Annotated in this window: 16 protein-coding genes and 3 pseudogenes; 7 read left to right on the top strand and 12 right to left on the bottom strand. The window is 70.9% G+C overall.

The features are described 5' to 3' along the window. Positions 1 to 279: 279 nt before the first annotated feature. Positions 280 to 604 (top strand): annotated as a pseudogene (locus IEZ15_RS41060) (hypothetical protein); the annotation flags it as partial. Positions 605 to 641: 37 nt separating this feature from the next. Here the strand turns inward: IEZ15_RS41060 and IEZ15_RS41055 are convergent. Next, entirely contained in the window at positions 642 to 1,034 is a 393-nt protein-coding gene (locus IEZ15_RS41055) for a hypothetical protein (protein WP_229846492.1), read from the bottom strand. A gap of 442 nt (positions 1,035 to 1,476) precedes the next feature. Continuing rightward, on the bottom strand, positions 1,477 to 1,863 hold the full coding sequence (locus IEZ15_RS41050) for a hypothetical protein (protein ID WP_189282070.1): 387 nt from the start codon (positions 1,861 to 1,863) through the stop codon (positions 1,477 to 1,479). A gap of 306 nt (positions 1,864 to 2,169) precedes the next feature. On the opposite strand from IEZ15_RS41050, the gene IEZ15_RS41045 reads away from it, so the two are divergent. Continuing rightward, on the top strand, positions 2,170 to 2,730 hold the full coding sequence (locus tag IEZ15_RS41045; protein WP_189282069.1) for a TetR/AcrR family transcriptional regulator: 561 nt from the start codon (positions 2,170 to 2,172) through the stop codon (positions 2,728 to 2,730). 60 nt (positions 2,731 to 2,790) lie between these two features. Continuing rightward, positions 2,791 to 3,525: a hypothetical protein gene (locus tag IEZ15_RS45975; RefSeq protein WP_229846491.1), complete on the top strand. Its 735-nt coding sequence runs from the start codon at positions 2,791 to 2,793 to the stop codon at positions 3,523 to 3,525. 62 nt (positions 3,526 to 3,587) lie between these two features. Here IEZ15_RS45975 and IEZ15_RS41035 read toward each other — a convergent pair whose 3' ends face one another. From IEZ15_RS41035 to IEZ15_RS41025, 3 genes and pseudogenes are all read right to left on the bottom strand, one after another. Beyond that, a complete protein-coding gene (locus tag IEZ15_RS41035; RefSeq protein WP_189282068.1) occupies positions 3,588 to 4,472 on the bottom strand; it encodes a Bax inhibitor-1/YccA family protein in 885 nt (294 codons plus the stop codon). Positions 4,473 to 4,713: 241 nt separating this feature from the next. Next, positions 4,714 to 4,917: pseudogene (locus tag IEZ15_RS41030) on the bottom strand (peptide deformylase); the annotation flags it as partial. Between the two features lie 124 nt (positions 4,918 to 5,041). Continuing rightward, positions 5,042 to 6,436, bottom strand: a complete 1,395-nt coding sequence (locus IEZ15_RS41025) for an FAD-binding oxidoreductase (protein ID WP_229846490.1) — start codon at positions 6,434 to 6,436, stop codon at positions 5,042 to 5,044. Positions 6,437 to 6,831: 395 nt separating this feature from the next. On the opposite strand from IEZ15_RS41025, the gene IEZ15_RS41020 reads away from it, so the two are divergent. Then, positions 6,832 to 8,346: a GMC family oxidoreductase gene (locus IEZ15_RS41020; protein WP_189282067.1), complete on the top strand. Its 1,515-nt coding sequence runs from the start codon at positions 6,832 to 6,834 to the stop codon at positions 8,344 to 8,346. 316 nt (positions 8,347 to 8,662) lie between these two features. Continuing rightward, positions 8,663 to 11,455, top strand: coding sequence for an ATP-binding protein (locus tag IEZ15_RS41015; RefSeq protein ID WP_189282066.1), 2,793 nt, complete (start codon positions 8,663 to 8,665; stop codon positions 11,453 to 11,455). A 46-nt stretch (positions 11,456 to 11,501) separates the two neighbouring features. Here IEZ15_RS41015 and IEZ15_RS41010 read toward each other — a convergent pair. After that, positions 11,502 to 12,060, bottom strand: a pseudogene (locus IEZ15_RS41010) (MFS transporter); the annotation flags it as partial. A gap of 135 nt (positions 12,061 to 12,195) precedes the next feature. On the opposite strand from IEZ15_RS41010, the gene IEZ15_RS41005 reads away from it, so the two are divergent. Then, positions 12,196 to 12,684 carry a TetR/AcrR family transcriptional regulator gene (locus IEZ15_RS41005; RefSeq protein WP_189282072.1) on the top strand — a complete coding sequence of 163 codons (489 nt, stop codon included), beginning with the start codon at positions 12,196 to 12,198 and terminating at the stop codon, positions 12,682 to 12,684. 90 nt (positions 12,685 to 12,774) lie between these two features. On the opposite strand, the gene IEZ15_RS41000 is transcribed toward IEZ15_RS41005, so the two are convergent. From IEZ15_RS41000 to IEZ15_RS40975, 6 genes are all read right to left on the bottom strand, one after another. Further along, positions 12,775 to 12,948, bottom strand: coding sequence for a hypothetical protein (locus tag IEZ15_RS41000; protein WP_189282075.1), 174 nt, complete (start codon positions 12,946 to 12,948; stop codon positions 12,775 to 12,777). A 231-nt stretch (positions 12,949 to 13,179) separates the two neighbouring features. Next, positions 13,180 to 14,097: a TIGR03619 family F420-dependent LLM class oxidoreductase gene (locus IEZ15_RS40995; protein WP_189282065.1), complete on the bottom strand. Its 918-nt coding sequence runs from the start codon at positions 14,095 to 14,097 to the stop codon at positions 13,180 to 13,182. Between the two features lie 10 nt (positions 14,098 to 14,107). Next, positions 14,108 to 14,758 (bottom strand): HAD-IA family hydrolase, encoded by a 651-nt coding sequence (locus IEZ15_RS40990; protein WP_189282064.1) that lies wholly within the window; start codon positions 14,756 to 14,758, stop codon positions 14,108 to 14,110. A gap of 265 nt (positions 14,759 to 15,023) precedes the next feature. Further along, on the bottom strand, positions 15,024 to 16,226 hold the full coding sequence (locus IEZ15_RS40985; protein ID WP_189282063.1) for an acyl-CoA dehydrogenase family protein: 1,203 nt from the start codon (positions 16,224 to 16,226) through the stop codon (positions 15,024 to 15,026). 158 nt (positions 16,227 to 16,384) lie between these two features. Then, positions 16,385 to 16,747 (bottom strand): WhiB family transcriptional regulator, encoded by a 363-nt coding sequence (locus tag IEZ15_RS40980; RefSeq protein WP_189282062.1) that lies wholly within the window; start codon positions 16,745 to 16,747, stop codon positions 16,385 to 16,387. 149 nt (positions 16,748 to 16,896) lie between these two features. Next, a complete protein-coding gene (locus IEZ15_RS40975; protein ID WP_194535982.1) occupies positions 16,897 to 17,106 on the bottom strand; it encodes a hypothetical protein in 210 nt (69 codons plus the stop codon). A gap of 469 nt (positions 17,107 to 17,575) precedes the next feature. Here IEZ15_RS40975 and IEZ15_RS40970 point away from each other — a divergent pair. Continuing rightward, on the top strand, positions 17,576 to 19,564 hold a 1,989-nt coding region (locus tag IEZ15_RS40970; protein ID WP_373302746.1), incomplete at its 3' end, for an AAA family ATPase.

Raw genomic sequence — 19,564 nt, 5'->3', positions numbered from 1 at the left:
GACTCCCGACAACGCCTCATGGTCCTCACCGCCGAACCCGGCAGCCCCTCCCACGACGCCCTGCGCATCCTCACCTCCTGGACCACCGAGCAGCCCGGCACCGAAACCGGCGAGGGACACGACCTCGTGACCACCTGAGCTCCGAGGACAGCACACCCTGAACGCCTGAGCGCCGCGGAAATGGGGGGAAGTGCGAGAAGAGGTGACACATGCTCGCGTACGACACCCGGGTCAGCGGGCCCGGTCCGGCACTCCTGCACGGCATCGAGGGCACCGCACAAGGCCCCGGCCGGCGTCGACGTGTGCATGGTCGCCCCGAAGGTCCCGGGTCACCTGGTGCGCCGCCAGTACGAGGAGGGCCGTGGCGTTCCAGGACGGCGACCATGTCACCGGCCCGCGGATCATCACCGCCGCCACCGAGGCGGAGATGAAGCAGGTCCTCGCCGAGATCCGGGACGGCACCTTCGCGCGTGAGTGGACGGACGAGTACCACGGCCGTCCGACGAGGTACGACGAGTACAAGAAGCAGGACTCCGAGCATCTGCTGGAGACCACCGGCAAGCAGCTTCGCAAGCTGATGAGCTGGGTCGACGAGGAGGCGTAAGCCTCACTCCGGTCACACCGACCCCTCGCCGGCCTGTTCAGCCGACCAGCGGGCCATCCGGCCAGTCGGTCAGTCGGTTCAGAACCACGGTCGCCAGGCGCAGCGCGGCATGCAGTTCCGTCGCCTCGGCGACGGTGGGACGGACGACGCCAGACCACTCGCCACGCAGGCCGGGCCAGACCGCCAGCAGGACCTGGGCGCCCGCGAGGCCCAGATGAGCGGTGACGTCCGTCCGGTCGCCATCCGTGGGCGTCCAGGACAGCAGGACGCGGCCCTGCGGGACGCGGGACGGTCCGTCCAGCGGTATCCAGGTGGCCATGAGCCTGCCGTTCACCGGCGTCACGATCGCGCCCCGGACGTCGGCCGGCATGGGGTCCCGCGTCAGCGTGGACAGGGCGACCGGCATCCGATGGGCCTGGGCGCCCCGCACCAGGGTGAGAACGGGCCCGTCCGCGCCGGCCCTCCTGGGACGCCGCCCGGACGATGACGGCCCGGACGATGACAGCCTGGCGGGCGAATGGTCACAGCACGGCCGGCCGCACCTGTGGTACCTCGTCATGTTCTCTCCCCTCCGTGCCCGGTGTGCGAGCTTCATGGCATTCAGTCTTCCGGAGACGGAGTGCCGAACACATCCGTCATCTGACTGCGCTGGGGGGTGCATGACGCGCGTCAGCCACCGCATGAACTGCGCGTCGGAAAACACGTATGAATGCCTCCGTATCTCCTGCCTCCGCCCTTGCGCTGGACCGGCGCCGTTCGGGGTCCGGCAGCCGTGGCTGAGGTCGGGACGGCCGGCTGAACGCGCTCTCGGCGCCTGGGCATCCGGCCGCCCCGACCTCGTGGGGAGGTGGGGAGCCTCGTCCCCGGTGCCGTCAGAGCTCGTCGCCGTCCCCGGGTACGTCCTGTGCCGCCCGCTCCAGCAGACGCGAGGCGGCGGACAGCGCGTGCTCGGCGTCCGGCGCCGGGTGCGTGGTCACCTCGCACAGCTCGGCGAGGAGCCGGGCCAGCCGGCCATCGCCGGCGTACGTCAGGGCGACGCTGCCCTCCCACAAGGTCTCGCGCAGGCGGACCGGGGTGAACTGCCCGTCGCCGGCGCAGGCCGCGAGCAGACGGGACGTGAGGGTCCGCTCCAGCGGGCCCGGGGCCCAGTCGCCACGGTCGAGGTCCTCGGCGAGGGCGGCGGTCAGGAAGGTGAGCCGCTCCACGGTCGGTGTGTGCCGTTCCAGGAGGGCGAGGGGAGCGACTGCGTCATGCGACATGGGTATCGAGGGCCTTCTGTTCAGTGCGGGTGGTGTGCCCTGCCCGTCGGACGACACGTCCGCGGGGGGCCTGCCCGAGACGACGACGGAGGACCGCGCCCGGCTCTGGCCGTCGGGTCGGTGTCCGGGGCGCGACTCCGCCCCGGTCTCGGGGCGGTGTAGGTTTCAACCAGGATACGTGTCTCATGAGTGTGTCCAGCACCGGCTCGCCGGACACCAGGCAATGTGTGCGGCACACACATCACCTGCCCGGCGGCGTGGCCTGCGCCCGCCCAGCGGTCACCACGGAAAGAGACCGAAGCATCGATGAGATCGGACGCACGCTCCAACCGGCTGCGCATCCTCGAAGCGGCGGCAGAGGTGCTCGCCGCGCCCGGCGACACCTCGTTGAAGTCCATCGCGCGCAGAGCGGGAGTGGGACAGGGAACGCTCTATCGCCACTTCCCGACCCGGGAGTCCCTGGTGCTCCAGGTGTACGGAGAGGAGGTGGACGAGCTGGTGACCGCCGTGCCTGCCCTCATGGACACCCTGGGCCCGCTGCTCGCGCTGCGCGCGTGGCTGGAACGCCTGCTGAGTCTCGGCAGGGCCACACCGGAGCTCGCGTGCGCGGTCAGGGGAGTCGGCGGCGCGCTGACGGCGGAGTGCCGGGAGGTGTACCGACCGCTGCTCGACGCCCTCTCGGCGCTGGTGAGTGCCAACGAGGCGGCCGGCAGCCTCGCGCCCGGGACGACGGCCGACGACGTACTTCTGCTGCTCTGCCCCTTGTGGCACGTCGGCCCGCAGGACGATGACCGAGCCAGGGCCGAGCGGCTCTTCGACGTGCTCATGCGGGGGCTGTGTCCGCCGGTCACCGCGAACACGGGGTGAACCTTCCCGGGTGTCCGGGACGTTCTGTCGGGTGTGATCAGTCATCCTTCCCTGACGCAGGTGCCGCACACCGGGCCGCGGTCCGCTCCCCGCCCGGGTCGTCTCGCGCACGGCAGGCTACACCTGCTGCTCACCCTCAACTCGCTGGTCGTCGTGCTCGTCTCGGTCAACCGCAAGTCCGGCAGCACACTCGCGTTCGTCGCGGACAACGGGTTCCTGCGCTGGGTGGAGATCGACAACATGTTGCTCGGTCTGTGCACCGTCCTGCTGTACTACCTGGTCGCCGCCCACCTGGTGACCGACTCACGGCACCGGCGGCACGGTGCCACGGTCGCGCTCGGCACTCTCTTCACGACCGGCGCGTACGTGTACGCCCTCGGCCTCGGCGACCACGAGATCACCAACTATCTGCACGGACGTTTCTGTTCGGAGAGCCTTCCCGCGATCTGCCGGGTCGTCGCCTACAACGACGACGTGTTCTCCGACGTCGTCTTCCTCACCGGGTTCACGCTGCTCAACACCACGGTCATGCTGACCCAGTTCCTCTTCCCGGCCGACCGTTCCCCGCGTCGTTGGGACAACGTCCTGATCACCGTGAATGCCCTGTTCATCGGCGTGGGCATCACGGCCAACCTGGCCTTCGAGAACGCAGGGTTCGACCCGTTCGTGATCGGCGTGACGACCGTGTTCGCGCTGGTCCTGCTGAAGATCTCGCCCCGGCAGCCGATCCTGCGCTACTACGGCATCGCGTACACCGTCGGGCTGCTGGCCACGGCCCTGATCAAGACCGTGTGATCCGCGGACCGGCCCGGCGGGCAGGACGGCAGGACGGGGGCCAAAGGCCGTCCGCCCCGCGGTCAGTAGAGGTCCTCGCCCGGGAAGAGGGTGAACAGCCGCACGGTCTCCACGTACAGCCAGACCAGGGTCAGGGTGAGCCCGAACGCGGCCGGCCAGGACTGGTCACGGGACACGCCGTACCTGATGCCGTCCTCGACCTGCCGGAAGTGCAGGGGCAGGAAGGACGCCCCGAGGACGACGCCCAGTACCCCCATGACCACACCGAGGCCTACGGGACGCAGGCCCAGGCCGTCCGCGCCCACGAGAGGGAACAGAATCCAGTCCGCCAGAGCCAGGAAGCCCACTCCGAGCAGCGCGGCGCCGACCAAGCCGTAGAAGCGTCGGTGCACCCGCATCCAGTGCAGTTTGTAGGCGAGCAGGGCTCCGGCGGCGGCCGCCATCGTCCCGAGCACGGTCTGCACGAAGACACCCGGTGACAGATGGCTGGAAACGGTCATCGAGAGCACGCCGAGGAACACGCCCTGGAACGCCGCGAACGTCAGGATCAGGGCGGGAGACGGCTGGTTCCGGTGGCACTGGATCACCACGAGCGCCGCGGCGAGGAGTCCGGCACCGGCGGCGATGCCGTACGACGCGGCCGTGCCGAGCGGCGGCAGGATCCACGACAGCACGGCCGTCAGGGCCGTGACCCCGAGCGCCGCCGCCACCCGGGGCAGGACGTCGTCCATCGTCATCAGGTCGCCGACGAGGAGCGGCAGCGGGGCGGGGTCGTCCGCGTGGACCTGCTCCGGGTCCTTGCCGGCCCCGATCCGCTCCCGTGCGACGGCGATCCCGGCCCGTGGGTCCCTGACCGCCGTCTTCTGTCCGCCCCGCCGCCTGAACTGCGGCCGGGACAGTATCGGATTGCTGCTCTTCAACGAACGCTGTTGCTCGACCGTTGTCACGCCAGATCCTCTTCTCCGTGTCGGACGTACCGCTGCCCGAGGCCCCGCCGGGCGGGACGGGGTCCTGCCCGGGTTTCGGCCGGGGCCGTCCGCGCGGGACGTCCCCGGCGTTCGTGGGTGTTCCCGGATGCCGACGGGCTTGCCGGAGGTGTCGGCCGGCCTCAGCCTGCACTGCCGGACAAACCTCACGCATCAGTCACTTGACGGTGGGATACGAGGTGTGCACCGACGCGACGGGCAGTCACGGCAGCTCGAATCCCGGTTCCCGGGCGGCCGTCTCGGATGTGGGCTGCAACCAGTGCTCCGCCACGGCCTCGTTGGTGGACAGCGACCGCGCCAGGGCCACCTCGAGGTAGAGCGTGCCGGTGAGGTGGTCGGTCTCGTGCTGCACGATGCGCGCCGGCCGGCCGGTGAACACCTCGTCGACCGCGTGACCGCGCTCGTCAAGGAGAACGCCGAACTCGTCCGGTAGTCGTTTTCGCACCAGCCGGGTGACCGCCCCGTCACCGGCCGCCGGTCCTGCGACCGGACGGCTCGGTGACGGGGTGCTGCGTTCGTCAGGGCGGGGCTCAGGCGGGTGTGATGTTGTGGTTGAACCGGAAGACGTTGGCCGGGTCGTATCGCTTCTTCACCGCGGCAAGCCGGTCGAACCGCTCCGCCCCGTACACCGCGCGCATCCCCTCGATGTCGGTCGCCTCGTCCGGCGAGAGGAAGTTGACCATGTTCCGCTCCGCCGCCCAGGGCGCCAGCCCGTCCATGACCCGCGCCAGGTCGGCCCGCAGCGTCTCCTCCTGGTCCGGGGCGCCCACCGCGAACGCGAAGACGACATACGGAAGACCCCGGCTCGGCACCGCGTTCGGCACCGCGGGTTCACGGTCGAACGCGCCACCGAGCACCCGGATCTCCACGTTCGCCAGAGTGCAGCCCGACTGCGGGCCCGTCAGCTCCACGAACGCCTGCGCCGTCTTCTCGGAGAACTCCTCCAGGCAGACACTGCGGTCGAAGTACGGCATCGGGTCCACCGGGTCCAGGTGGACCTCCCCGATCGCGGTGAAGGGCTTCTCCCCCACCAGGTCGATCAACACCGGCGCGGCCGCGCGCAGCGGGGCGATCAGTTCCGCCCCGTCGGCCGCCGATCCGAGGTAGCCGATCCGCAGATGGATCACGAAGGCACCGCGCAACGGCTCGGGCAGCACCGGGATGTCGGGCAGGCGCTGGATGCCTATGGACGAAGTCATCTCCTCCCCCACCGTCGGCAGCCAGGCGCGCCAGGCCTCCAGCACCTGGGCCAGGTGCTCACCGGGGAAGTAGATGCCGCCGCCGTAGAAGCGCGTGACCGGGAACACCTCGAACTCGATCTCGGTCACCACACCGAAGTTGCCCTTGCCGCCCAGCAGCGCCCAGAACAGGTCCGGTTCGCTCTGCGGTGTCACGCGGCGGAGTTCTCCGTCCGCGCTGACCACGTTCAGCCACCGCACATGGTCGGCGGCATAGCCGAGCATCCGTCCCAGCAGCGGGCTCTGTCCGCCGCCGAGCGTGTACCCGACGACACCGACGTTCGGCGCCGAGCCCACGATCGGGGCCAGCCCGAACTCCGCCGTGCGCGGCAGCACGTCACTCCAGCGCACCCCCGCCTCGACCCGCACGGTGTGCTCCTGCGCGTCGACGGAGATGCGCCGCATCCGCCCCGTCGTGATCAGCAGCCCACCCTCGGCCGACGAGACCATCTGATGGGCCGCGGACTTCACCGCGACCGGCAGCCCGTGCCGCGCGGCGAACCGGACCGCCGTACGGACGTCCGGTTCGCTGCTCGCGCCGACCACCACGGCCGGCCGCAGACCGCAGGTCAGGTTGTACGTGGCGCACTCGGCCTCGTACCCCTCCGATCCCGGCTCCAGGACCACTCCGCCCACGGAATGCCGCAGAGCCACCACGTCCTCCGGCCGCAGGTTGACACTTGCCACATCGGATATGTCCGCACTCACCCTGATCACAACCTCACTCACACATGCGGAACGCCCCCGCTCCACGTCCTCGTGCGGAACGGCACAAGAAGAGCAGCGGGCGGCGAACCCTGACGCCAGTGAAACGAGCCGGACACACCTCACCGTTCACGTCAACATGTCCACACTCACATGTTGACGTGAACGGTGATTCCGTCATCGTGAAAGACGGTTGCACACGGAATACCTGTGCCGCCTGTGGATCCCCGGCCACGTCGGGCAGGATGGCCGGCCCCCACCCGCTGACTGTCCGGATCACCACCCTTGATTCATTGGTATCAGAAATCACGTACCATTGATTCGAATCATTGGTACGGTCAATTTCGGACCAACGATTCACGCGAGAACGGATCACCATGTCTACACGGAAACCTGCTCACGACGTCATCGTCGTCGGAGGCGGAACGGCCGGCTGTGTGCTCGCCGCACGTCTGACCCAGAACGCCGAGGTCCGCGTGCTGCTGCTGGAGTCCGGCTCTGCCAGGCTCCCGGAAGCCGTGGCCCATCCCCCGTCCTGGCCCTCGCTCGCCGCCTCGGAGGCCGGCTGGGGCGACACGACCGTGGTCCAGCAGGCCTCCGGCGCCCCGGTGGCCCTCCCCCGCGGCCGGGGGCTGGGCGGTTCGTCCGCCATCAACGCCATGGTCTTCGCCCGCGGCCACCGCACCAGCTACGACAGCTGGAGCGAACACGGCGCCAAGGGCTGGACCTTCGACGACCTGCTCCCCTACTTCCAGCGCACCGAGACCGCCACCAGCGGCGCCCCCGGCCGCGGCACCCGAGGCCCCCTCACCGTGGGACCGGCCCAGCACCCCAACGAGGTCCTCCTCGCCTGCCTCGACGCGGCGATCGAGACCGGACACCGACGGGCCTTCGACATCAGCGGCGGCCTGGAGGAGGGCTTCGCCCCCGTCGACCTCAACATCGTCGACGGACAGCGCCAGAGCGCCACCGACGCCTACCTCACCCCGGTCCTGGACAGCCCCAACCTCGACGTGATCACCGGAGCGACCGCCCACCGCCTCCTCTTCGAAGGCAACCGCTGCGTCGGCGTCGAGTACGGCGTCGACGGCCGCGTGTTCACCGCACGGGCCACGTGCGAGACCGTCCTCACCGCCGGAGCCATCGGCTCCGCACAGATACTGCTGCGCTCCGGCATCGGACCGGAACAGGAACTGCGCGCAGCCGGCGTGCAGGTCTTCCACCCCCTCGCCGGAGTCGGCCGCAACCTGCACGACCACCCGCGGACCAACCTCGTCCACCAGGCCCAGCGGCCTGTTCCCACGGCACGCAACAACCACGGCGAGATCCTGGGGCTGCTGCGCAGCACCCCCGCCGCCGACGGGCCGGACGTACAGATCATCTTCATCGACATCCCGCTGCCCAACCCGGTCGCCCCGGTGCAGAACGGCTTCACCATCGGGATCTCACCGATGCGGCCGGCAAGCCGCGGCTCGCTCAGGATCACCTCGGCCGACCCGTACGCCCCGCCGGTGATCGACCCCCGCTACTTCACCGAGGAGGAGGACGTCCGGGCGGTGCTGTCCGGCATCACGACGGCACGCAGGATCGCCGGGTCGTCGGCGCTGGCCAAGTGGGGGATCGAGGAGGTCAGCCCGGGGCTCGCGGCGGTGGACGAGGAGTCGATCGCCGACTACGCCCGCACGTACTTCGGCTCGTACTGCCACCCCGTCGGCACCTGCATGATGGGCGAGGACGAGGTGTCCGTGGTGGACTCCGCACTGCGGGTGCGCGGCCTCGACGGACTGCGCGTCGCCGACGCCTCCGTCATCCCCTCCATCCCTTCCAACAACACCAACGCCACCGTGTACGCGATCGCCGAACGCGCCGCCGACCTGCTGCGCCGTTCCTGATCCGCCGGCCGTGGCGCCGCGAACGGCCCGCACCGGACGGCCCGCACCCGATCCGGCCCGCGGCGCTTCTCCCGACGCCCGGCCACCACGGCCCCGTCAGCCCCCGCTATTACGCCGTAATAGCTACGACGCCATCGGCGCTCCGTCGCCTCACCGCCCGAACACTCGCCGAACTCCCAGCCCAGGGAGCTGCAAGGGCGAAATCTGGACGTCCTTTAGACTGCAGTGATTGCGGGCCGCACGGAGCCGGATTGGGGCGCAGCCAGGTCGGCTCACAGCACCGGGCCTCCACATACCGGCCGTTGGAGGCAGCCCGATGAATGACCTGGACTCGACCGTCTGCCCGGCCTCCAGCCGGCTGGTCGGACGCGACAGCGACCTCGCGTTCATCCACTTCTTCTTCGACAGCAACTCGGAGGTCCACGGAGCGGCTCTGCTGCTCTCGGGCGAGGCGGGGGTGGGCAAGACCGCAGTGCTCGACGCGGTGGCGGCGGGCGCCATACGCAACGGGGTCCGGGTGCTGCGCGCGGCGGGCGTGCAATTCGAGGCGGACATCAGCTACGCCGGTCTCAACCAGCTCCTCGTACCGCTCTTCGACGACTTCGAGATCCTGGACACCGTCCACCGCGACGCCCTGCGGGTCGCGGTCGGCATCGGTGGCGGGCCGGCTCCCGACCGCCTCCTGACCTCCACCGCGGTGCTGTTGCTGCTGCGGCTGATATCCGTCCGGACGCCCCTCCTGCTCGTCGTCGACGACCTGCCATGGCTGGACCGGGCGACCAACTCCGTGCTCGGCTTCGTGGCCCGACGGCTCGTCGGTAGCCGTATCGGCTTCCTCGCGGCCTCCCGCGAGGGCTCCGACAGTTTCTTCGAGTCGAGCGGTCTGACCGAGTACCGGCTCCAGCCGCTGGACGACGCGTCGTCGGCCGAGCTGCTCACCCTCACGCATCCCGACGTCTCCCCCGCGGTACGGCGCCGCATCGCGACCGAGGCACGCGGAAACCCGCTCGCGCTGGTGGAGCTGCCGACGGCGCTCTCCGCCGAGCAGCGCGCGACCCTGGCGGCGGTGCCCGGCGTACTGCCGCTGAGCGGGCGGCTGCAAGCCCTCTTCGCCTCGCGGGTGGCCGGTCTGCCCGACCGCAGCCGGGAACTGCTGCTGATCGCCGCCCTCGACGGAACCGGCGACCTGGCCTCGATCGAGGCGGCCGCGGCCGGCCGGGCCGCCGTCGACGACCTCGCCCCGGCGGAGCGGAACCGGCTGGTGACGGTCTCGGCCGACAACCGACGGCTGTCCTTCCGGCATCCGCTGATCGGCTCCGCGGTGGTGGAACTGGTGACCGCCTCGGAACGCAGAAGAGCCCACCAGGCGCTCGCCGACGTGCTCAGCGACCACCCGGAGCGCCGCGCCTGGCACCTGGGAGAGGCGGCCGTGGGCCCGGACGAGGAGGTCGCGGCCCTGCTGGAGGAGGCCGCGCACCGCCGGCTGCGGCGCGGGGACGCGCTCGGCGCGGTGACAGCGCTGACCCGGGCCGCCGGACTCAGCCCCGCGGTGGCCGACGCGAGCCGCCGGCTGGCGGAGGCCGCCTATGTCGGCGTCGACTCCGGCGGTGAACTGGAGGGCGCTTCACGGCTGCTCGCGGGAGCCCGGCTCATCAGTCCCACCGGGCAGGAATCGCTGCACGCGGCGGCCGCATCCGCGTTCCTGCTGATCAACAGGGACGGCGACATCGACACCGCGTACCGGCTGCTGGTCGGCGCGATCGAGGCGGGCGGGCACGGCTACGACGCCTCGGACGGTGCCCTCGTCGAAGCCCTGCACCTGCTGGTCCTGCTGTGCTGGTACGGCGGTGACCCCAAGCTGTGGGAGCCGCTGCGGGACTTCGTGGACCGGCTGACCCCACGACCGCCCGAGCTGCTGTGGGTGGTCACCCAGACCTTCGCAGACCCGGCGCGCACCGGTCCCCCGGCGCTGCCCCGGCTGGCCGAGCTGATCGCCACCGTGGGCGACGATCCCACCCGCGTGGTACGCGTCGGCACCGCCTCGGTCTACCCGGACCGGCTCGGGGACTTCCGGTGGGCCTCGCGCCGACTGGTCGAGCAGGGCCGCGCCGGCACCGCGCCCGTCCGCCGGCATCTGGGCGCGCTGATGCACCTGGGCCTGGACTACTACCACGTGGGCCAGTGGGACGACGCCGCGCAGTCTGCCGCCGAGGGACTCGCGCTGTGCGAAGAGCACGACTACCGGTTCTTCGCGTGGTACTTCCAGTATGTGCAGGCGGTCGTGGCCGCGGCACGGGGCGACGTGACGACAAGTGCCGCCCTGACCGAGGAGATCGTCCGGTGGGCGACGCCCCGCGGGGCCCACGGTGCGCGGTTCTTCGCCTGCCACGCCAGGACACTGGCCGCCCTCGGCAGCGGCGACTTCGAGACCGCCTACCAGCACGCCTGCGCCCTCAGCCCGCCCGGGACCGTGGCCCCCTACGTCCCGATCGCCATGTGGGGCACGATGGACCTGGTCGAGGCGGCCCTGCGGACCGGCCGGGACAAGGAGGCCGCCGCCCACGCGGCGGCGATGCGCGCGTCCGCGATGGCCGAGCTGTCGCCCCGGCTGGAGCTGCTGGTACTGGCCGGCGAGGCGCTGACCACGCCCGGCGAGGGGGCCGTGGCCCTCTTCGAGCGGGCGCTGTCCGTGCCCGGTCAGGAGCGCTGGCCCTTCGACGCAGCACGGGTACGCCTCTTCCACGGCGAACGGCTGCGGCGCCTGCGCGCCACTACGGAGGCCCGGGAGCAGCTGACCCTGGCGCTGGAGGTCTTCCAGCGGCTGGGCGCGGGGCCCTGGGTGACGCGTGCGGCGGCCGAGCTGCGGGCGAGCGGCCAGTCCGCGCCGACCGCCGCCAGGCCGGGGCCCGTGGCACTGACCGCGCAGGAAGTGCAGATCGCCACGCTCGCGGCGACCGGGCTGACCAACAAGCAGATCGCCGAGCGGCTGTTCCTGTCGCATCGGACCATCGGCACGCATCTCTACCAGATCTATCCCAAGCTGGGCATCACCTCGCGGGCCGCGCTCAGGGACGCGCTCTCGAACCTCGACATCAGCCAGGACGGCTGACGGCCGCTGACGACTTGCGGTCCAGAGAGGTATCCGGTGGCTGTGGGCGGGCCTTGGCGCCTCGTGTGGCGGCGGGCAGCGCCCGCCCGGCGATGACCAGGGCGGCGGCCCCGACGGGCAGGTTGATCAGGAAGGCCCACCGCCAGGACAGCTGGTCGGTGAAGGCCCCGCCCGGCAGGGGGCCGACGATGCCGGCGGCGCCGTGGACCGATCCGAACATGCCCTGGTAGCGGCCGCGTTCGGCAGGGTCGACGATGTCGCCGACGAGGGCGAAGGTCAGCACGATCATGCCGCCGCCGCCCACCCCCTGGAGCACCCGGGCGCCGATCAGTTCGGGCAGGTTCTGTGCCAGGCCGCAGGCCACCGAGGTGATCAGGAAGACCGTGGTCGAGGTCAGGTACAGCCGCTTGCGGCCGAACATGTCGCCGAGCTTGCCCCACAGCGGTGCCACCGCCGTCGAGGCGAGCAGGTACGCGGCGCTGACCCACGCGATGTCGTCGAACCCTTTCAGGTCCTCGGCTATCCGGGCACAGCGCGGTCGAGACGATCGTCCGGTCCAGGGCCGCCAAGAGGACACCAGGCTGACACTTATACGTCACTTTCATGTAGCACTTAATGGGCGGTGCTGCACGTGCGAGAGGCATTAGATGTCTGAGGTTTCACATTCCGCCGCTAGAATCGGTGCGGTGAGAGCCGACGCAGCGCGCAACCTGGAAGCCGTCCTGACCACCGGGGCGCGCATGCTCGCCGCCGACCCCGGCGCGAGCATCGCGAGCATCGCCGCCGAGGCGGGCGTGGACCGGCGCACCGTCTACCGGCGCTTCGCCGCCCGTGAGGAACTCCTCGCGGCCATCTACGAATCGCGGCTCACGGCCATCGAGCGGGCCATCGAGGACGCGCGGCTGCGTGAGGCACCCGTCGCCGTCGCACTGCACCGCTACGTCGAGAACATCATCGCCGTCAACCGCACCTGGCCCGTCGACCTCACCCGCATGCTCGCCGACGACACCGTCCACGCCCGCCGTGACGCATCCGTCCGCGAGGTCGACGCCTTCCTCGAACGCGCCACCGACGAAGGCCTCCTGCGCCGCGGTCTCCCGCAGGGATGGGCGAGCGCGTTGCTGCCCCAGCTCATGCACCTGGTGTCCCGGACGATGCCCGAACTGAGCCCCGCACAGGCGGCGGACGTCGTCGTCGACACCCTGCTGCGCGGCCTCGGAGCGTCCTGACGTGAGGAAGGCCCCGGGGACACATGTGTCCATGTGTCCCCGGGGCCTTCCTCACGCGTCGGCCGTGCGGGCGTCCCACCGACGCTCATCTCATTCCATGGCCCGTGGGGTCGTGTCCGTGCCGGAGGCGTCCTGCTTCTCCTCCTCGTCGTGCGGGCGCCGGGAAACCACCGGAGACAGCAGCGGCACAGTTCCGGGGATGTGGACGCGGCGGAGCCGGGACGGTTCGTTGCCGGAGTCGGGGCGCTTCAAGACTTCTCCCATCGGTGCGTTCGCCATGCCGGTCCCCCGGCGCTCGTGGCGCCGGGGGACCGGACAGGGTGGGTGCTTCGAGCAACCAGCGATGACGCCGACACATTCCAGGGCGAACCGGATCCCACGGTGACCGCGCGGGCCGATGTGGCGTTCTGACCGCGGCCATCGCGCCCCCGTCTCCGCGCCGCGAGTCCGTCCCGACCACCCGCCCCGGGACGAGATTCACGGCGCCTGGCGCCGTCAGCCGCGGCGGACTCCTTCAAGGAAGCGGCCGGCCAGGTCGACGCGCTCGGCGAGAGTGGCGGGCGTCTGCCCGAAGTCCACGAACAGCTCGTGCACACCGGCCTCGGCGGCGGCCCGCGCATAGTCGACGTACTGGGCGAGGGTGCCCGCCCTCGGCACCTGTTCGGGGCCGGTCCTCGTGTCGGTGAGCCGGGGGTTGACGCGAAGCGCCATACGCAGGGCGGACGGGTCCCGGCCCGCCTCCACCGCCTCCTTGAGGATGATGTCCCACATGCCCATCAGGTGCGGGAGCGGCATCGCCACGGGCAGCCAGCCGCCGAACCGCCGGCCGATCCGTCGCAGTCCGCCGGGCGTGAACGCCGCGAGCAGCACGAGGGGGCCGGGCCGCTGCCGCGGCTTGAGCCCCACCACGGTCTCCGGGATGGTGAACAGCGGTCCCTCGTGCGAGAAGACGTCGTTGGTCCAGTACTTCTCCAGGACGTCCAGCGTCTCCTCCAGCCGCGCGCCCCGGCCCTTCCAGGGCACCGAGACCGCTGTGTACTCGTCAGGCATCCAGCCGAGGCCGAGGCCCACGACCAGACGTCCCTGGCTGAGGAGGTCGAGGGTGGTAAGCGACCGGGCCAGCATGATCGGCGGCTGCCACAGACCGTTCAGCGTGCTCGTGCCCAGCTGGACCCGGGTCGTGTGGGACGCGGCGAACGTCAGGGCCACCAGGGGGTCCATATGGTTCTCGTAGGCCCGCGGCATCTCGCCGTCGCCGCCCGGGTAGGGCGCACCCGGCACCAGGGGGGCCAGGACGCGGTCGCCGGTCCACAGGGAGTCGTATCCGGCCTCCTCCGCCGTACGGCAGACGCGGAGGACACCTTCCGGCCGGGCGTCGGGACCGAAAGTCGGAAGGGCCAGACCTAGTCGCATATATGTCTCCTCACAAGGTGACCCGGTCCGGGTCCTTGTCTGTCAGGGGGATGCCGAGCAAGGTCTCCAGGGCGGTGACCGTCCGGGCGGGCTCCACGGCGTGGACGGTGGCGAAGCCCAGTTCGGCCGCGGGCGGCAGATACTGCTCGGTGTCGTCGACGAACACGCACTCCTCGGCCGTCAGACCGAGTTCCTTCAGCACGAGCCGGAAGATCTCCGGTTCGGGCTTGCGCGTCCCGTGGACCTCGGACAGCACCACGGCGTCGTAGAGGTTCTCCACCTCGTATCCGTCGTACAGGTTCCACGGTGTCAGGCCGACGGAGTTCGACAGGACCCCGACCTTCATTCCGGCCCGGCGCGCGGCGGCGGCCGCCGCGATCAGCGACGTCTCGGGGCGCAGGTCGGCGAAGATACGGCCCATCAGGTTGTCCGGCGGGATCCCGAGGAGCCGGCCGGCTCCTTCGTTCCACTGCGTCTGCGTGAGCATGCCGCGCTCCAGCTCCTCGGTGAGCCTGATTCCCTCGGGGTTCAGGTACATGCCGGTGAGCAGAGTCCCCTCGGTCAGTTCCTCGCGTCGCTCGAAGGCGAGCGCGGCGGGCAGCAGAGGTGTGGTCAGCACACCACCGAAGTCGAGGACGAGGCCCTTGCGGTGCTGGATCATACTCACACCTTAGAAGGTGGGCCGCCGCAGCCTATCGGCAGGTCGTCGGGTATCCCGCCGCTCGGTCACATGTGTGAGCGGCGGACGGACGGCACGGCAGGCAGACCGGTCACGACGGTCGCGGACGACGGGTCGTACAGTGCCGGAAAGCCGCTCTCTTCCGGACCGCTCCGGATCGACTCGACGTCCCAGGAGCCGGAGCGGAAGCGGCCCCGCGTGACGTGCACACCAAACGTGACACGCCGGAGCGGGACGACGCCGTGCCTCAGACCATGGGGCTGACCGGCCGCTCGTCGCCCACCAGCGCACGGCCGTACATCTCCTTGGCGAGCCCGGGGTTGAGCGTGGGATGCCGGGACGCTGTCTCCAGGTCGCGCCAGTGACGCTGAATGGTCTTCGCGACCGAGAAGCTGCCGGCCCCGCTGACGGTCAGCAGCGCCTGCACCGCCTGGCGCAGGCATACGGAGGCGTGTCCCGCGTCCATGCGCACCCGCGCCCGCTCGACCAGCGACGGCGTGGTCCCCGAGAGCGCCGCCGCGCCGATGGACTCGGCCGAGCGCATCAGATGCAGCTGGGCGGAGTCGACGAGGGTGGCCGCCTCGGCGAGCGCCGCCTGCACGCTGGGCGAGTCGGCGAGGCGGGCGTGCAGGGACATGGCCATCGGCTTGCCGTCCTCCACGGCCTCCAGGGTGAGCCGGAGGACCGCCCGCGCGGTGCCCAGCAGGGGGCCCATGGACACGAGCGTCATGGACCCCGGCGGAATCCGGTACAGCGGCTCCTCGGGCAGCCCGTTGCCCTGGACGACGTCGGCGAAGCGCCGGAGCCGGTGGTCCGGGACGAGCACCTCGTCGGCGACCAGCGTGTCACTGCCCGTGCCGCGCATGCCCGCCATGTCCCAGGTCCTGTCGACGGTGAGGACGGAGGTCGGCACCAGCGCCAGTCCCCGTTCGGGCGCGCTGCCCGGCTCCCCGGACAACGGGACGCCGAGCAGGGCCCAGTCGGCCTGGTGGCTGCCGGACGCCCAGGCCCAGGCGCCGGAGACGACCACCCCGCCCTCGACGGGTTTGGAGTTGACTCCCACGCTGCCGAACACACCGCACATGGCGACGTCGGGGCCGTCGCCCCACAGCTCGTGGCACGCCTTCTCCCCGAAGGAGGCGGCGATCTGCTGCGCGACGTACGAGACCATCACCACCCAGGCGCTCGACGGGCAGGCGAGCGCGAGTTCTGCGAACACCTCCAGGCTGTCGGCGGGCAGAAGTTCGTGGCCGCCGAAGCGCTTGGGCACGCCAAGGCCGAACAGTCCCGCCTCCCGCAGCGACCGCTCGGCCTCTGGCGTCAGCCGGCTGTCGCGCTCGGCCGCCTCCGCGGTGCGGCACAGCACGGGGGCGATCTCATGGGCCGCCGCCATGAGCCGACGGGTCGGATCGGCGAGTGTGGCGCGCTCGGCGCTGATCGATGGGTTCATCACCACTCCAGGACATCATTACTCGGATCCTTGGCACAGATCCACGGCCGGCGGAATGAACGGTTGAATCCGGTGCAGACGACTCCACAGCCGACCGGGCACGACGGAGCCCCGGCCCGACGCACGCCGCGAGTTCGGCCCTCAGTGATCGGGATCGGTCAGCGGTCGAACCCCTTCCGCGCCGTGCCCGGCCGCCGTCTCGCTGCGCGGCCGACAGCCCGGGACGGCGTAGGGCGGGCCTGCTGAGGAATGCTGATCAGCGCCCTGTCCTCGTGTGTCCGGGCCGCCTCGAAGATCTCCGCCCAGGAGGTCACGGCCGGACGGCGGCGCAGCAGCGCACGGCGTTCCCGGTCGGTCATCGCGCCCCACACGCCGTATTCCTCGCGGTTGTCCAGGGCATAGGCCAGGCAGTCGAGCCGGACCGGGCAGTCGGCACAGACGGCCTTGGCCTCGTTCTGAGCGCCTTCGGCGAACATCCGCTCCGGCCGCGTCCGGCACAGCCCTCGGTCGACCCAGTCCATGCCCACCTCGTTCCCCAGCGGTGCGCCTGCTGGGCTCCGCCTGTCGCATCTTTACACATATGTGAAGTAGATACGTATGACAGTAGCTCACCTGTGGCGGCACTGCCCGCGAGCCGGGTCACCGCGGCGTGCCGCCCGGCGCGTAGGTGTCAGTCCTCGTACCGGATGCGGTGGCACAGCGCGGCGAGGCCGCCCGCGGGGAGGCCGCGGAACATCGGCATCTCGGTGCCACGGCTGACCCCCGACCACAGCGTGCGCGCCAGGACCTCACCGTCCTTCGGTTCCGGGACGTCACGTCCCGGAGCTCGCCGTGCCCCCGGCGAGCGCAGCCGGAACGCGCGGGCGGAGTGACTCATCATGGTCCTCCTGAAGGGTCGGCGCGTCGGGTCGATGACACATGTCTCGCAGGAGAAGGCACACACCCGGCGCACAGGGCCGTTCCAACCGCCCGGAAGCCGCACAAGAAACTTTTCGGCCATAACAGGTGACGCAAACCCCCGGAGACACTTAGTCTTCTGTCCCGGGAGGAGTGGGACAGGCGGCGGGACATCATGGGCGCAGCCGCCATTCCGGGTGAGCGCACACCATGTGTGATGCGCTCACCGGCCGTACGGGGGCACGACCGCGACCGCGTCGGCGGCTTCCGGAGCGCACCACCCACCCGAGGTCCGGAGACGAAGCGCGCAGGTGGTCGTCGCCACGGCGACGAGGAACAACGACGTTCCTTCGCCCTGCCGCCTGGCGCGATCCGTACGCACGGGCAGCCCCGGCCGGGCGCTGGTTCAGCAGTGAAGGGAGTGGGGGACAGTGGAGTCGATCGTCGGGACCATGGTCGGCCGCGAGAGCGAGCAGGAGGTGCTGTCGGCACTCGTGGTGGCCTCCGGGGGCCGGGCTCTCGTCCTGCGGGGTGACACAGGTGTGGGCAAGAGCGCTCTGCTGGACCACGCCGCCGCACTCGCGACCGGCGAGAAACACAGGGTGATCAGAGCGGCCGGGGTCGAGGCCGAGTCGGAGCTGCCGTTCGCCGGTCTGCACCAGTTCCTGTATCCGCTGCTCCCCTACATCGGCCAGCTGGACGACAGCCACCGAGGCGTCTTCGACGTCGTCTTCGGCAGGAGCGAGGGCACACCTCCCTCGGTCATGACCCTCGGCATCGCCGTCCTCGACCTGCTCTCCCTCACGGCCTCGCAGCAACCCCTCCTGCTGGTTCTCGACGACGGCCAGTGGCTCGATACCTCCAGCACCGAGGTGTGCGGGTTCGTGGGGCGCCGCCTCACGGGCAGCTCGGTGAAGCTCGTCGTCGGCCTGCGCTCCGAAGTGCCCTCGGGTTTCGACACGGCCGCGCTGCCCGAACTGCCGGTGACCACGCTGTCGGAGAAGGCCTCCGAACAACTCCTGGACATGCGCCATCCCGGACTCGATCCCCGGATCCGCCGTCTGGTCCTGGACGAGGCCCAGGGAAATCCGCTGGCCCTGCTGGAGCTGCCGCCCTATGTGCGCGGCGACCGGGCGGGATACAACGCCGAGGAACTGTTCGGATACGCCGGCGTCCCGCTGCCCCTGCGCCTTCAGCACGTGTACGGCTCTCGTATCGAGGCGCTCGGTGACACCGTGCGCGCTGAGCTGCTGCGCGGCGCCCTGGACGGCGTCGGAGCCGGTACGGCGGCCGGCCGCACACGGGGCACGCGCTATCGCATGGTGAACGCCGACGAGGCCGCGGCCTGCGGCCTGCTGGACATCGACCCGCTCAGCGGCGACTTCGTCTTCCGGCACCCGCTGGTGCGGTCGACCATCGTCCAGACGGCGACCCCCAACGAGCGGCGTGCGGCGCACGCCGCCCTCGCCCACGTACACCGTGATGACGTGGAACGGCGCGCCACACACCTGGGGGCCTCGACGGTCGACCCGGACGAGGAGGTCGCGGCCGCGCTGGAGACGGCGGCCGACTCCGCCACCCGACGTGGCGGCGCGCTGGCCGCCGTCGCCTGGCTGACCCGTGCCGCGGAGCTCAGCGAGAGTCACGAGCAACGGTCCCGACGGCTGGGCGACGCCGCGTTCATCGCCGGCCACGCGGGCCTGCTGGACCAGGCCCAGCACTTGGTCCGCTCCGACACGCCGTCCGGAAGGACCGAGTCTCCGATCTCGGTGGTCACCTCGGCCTATGTCGCGCTGTACGAGGACGGGGACGTACGGTCCTCGCGGCGCCAGGTCGTCGCGGCGATCGAGAACATGCGTGACGGCGGGGAGCGGCAGCCGAACGAGGTGCTCACACGGCTGGTCAACCTGCTGCTGGCCATCAACCAGTACGCGAGTGACGAGGCCGCGTGGGAGCGCACCCATGAGCTGCTCGGTTCCCTGGGCGACCTGGTGTCCCCGCATTCACACATCTACCAGGACGCGTGGGGCGATGTGGTGCGGCACGGCGCGGGTGTGCACGGGCGGGTGGAAGGTGCCTTCGCCGACCTCCGCGAGCTCGAACCGTGGGACATCAGCCGGCTGGGGGTCGCCGCCTACCACGTGGACACACTCAGCCAGTACCGGCCGCACCTCCAGCGCACCGTGGACCGCGAGGTGGAGACCGGGGCGATGGTCTCCGGCATGACGATGCTGCATCTGATCATGCTCGACCAGATCACGGTCGGTGAGTGGGACGAGGCCGAGCGCACCGGACAGCGCTGCCTGGACCTCACCACCTCCCACCGGCACACGCTGTTCGCCCATCACACCCGTGCGTATCTGGCCCAGCTGGCCGCGCTGCGCGGCCAGGCCGAACGCGCCCGGGAGCTCCAGGCCATGGTCGACGCCTGGTCCCGCCCC

The sequence above is a fragment of the Streptomyces atratus genome (assembly GCF_014648655.1).
Taxonomy (GTDB): Bacteria; Actinomycetota; Actinomycetes; order Streptomycetales; family Streptomycetaceae; genus Streptomyces; species Streptomyces atratus.
The sequence above is the reverse complement of the archived record's forward strand: the minus strand, read 5'-3'. Positions and strand labels throughout refer to the sequence as shown.

Bases quoted from the DNA above. Each gene is read 5' to 3' on its own strand.
- IEZ15_RS41005 (WP_189282072.1), top strand. From the start codon at position 12,196: ATGCTCGCCGCCGACCCCGGCGCGAGCATCGCGAGCATCGCCGCCGAG.
- IEZ15_RS40985 (WP_189282063.1), bottom strand. From the start codon at position 16,226: ATGAACCCATCGATCAGCGCCGAGCGCGCCACACTCGCCGATCCGACC.
- IEZ15_RS40990 (WP_189282064.1), bottom strand. From the start codon at position 14,758: ATGATCCAGCACCGCAAGGGCCTCGTCCTCGACTTCGGTGGTGTGCTG.
- IEZ15_RS40975 (WP_194535982.1), bottom strand. From the start codon at position 17,106: ATGATGAGTCACTCCGCCCGCGCGTTCCGGCTGCGCTCGCCGGGGGCA.
- IEZ15_RS41020 (WP_189282067.1), top strand. From the start codon at position 6,832: ATGTCTACACGGAAACCTGCTCACGACGTCATCGTCGTCGGAGGCGGA.
- IEZ15_RS40980 (WP_189282062.1), bottom strand. From the start codon at position 16,747: ATGGACTGGGTCGACCGAGGGCTGTGCCGGACGCGGCCGGAGCGGATG.
- IEZ15_RS41050 (WP_189282070.1), bottom strand. From the start codon at position 1,863: ATGTCGCATGACGCAGTCGCTCCCCTCGCCCTCCTGGAACGGCACACA.
- IEZ15_RS41045 (WP_189282069.1), top strand. From the start codon at position 2,170: ATGAGATCGGACGCACGCTCCAACCGGCTGCGCATCCTCGAAGCGGCG.
- IEZ15_RS40995 (WP_189282065.1), bottom strand. From the start codon at position 14,097: ATGCGACTAGGTCTGGCCCTTCCGACTTTCGGTCCCGACGCCCGGCCG.
- IEZ15_RS41000 (WP_189282075.1), bottom strand. From the start codon at position 12,948: ATGGGAGAAGTCTTGAAGCGCCCCGACTCCGGCAACGAACCGTCCCGG.
- IEZ15_RS41015 (WP_189282066.1), top strand. From the start codon at position 8,663: ATGAATGACCTGGACTCGACCGTCTGCCCGGCCTCCAGCCGGCTGGTC.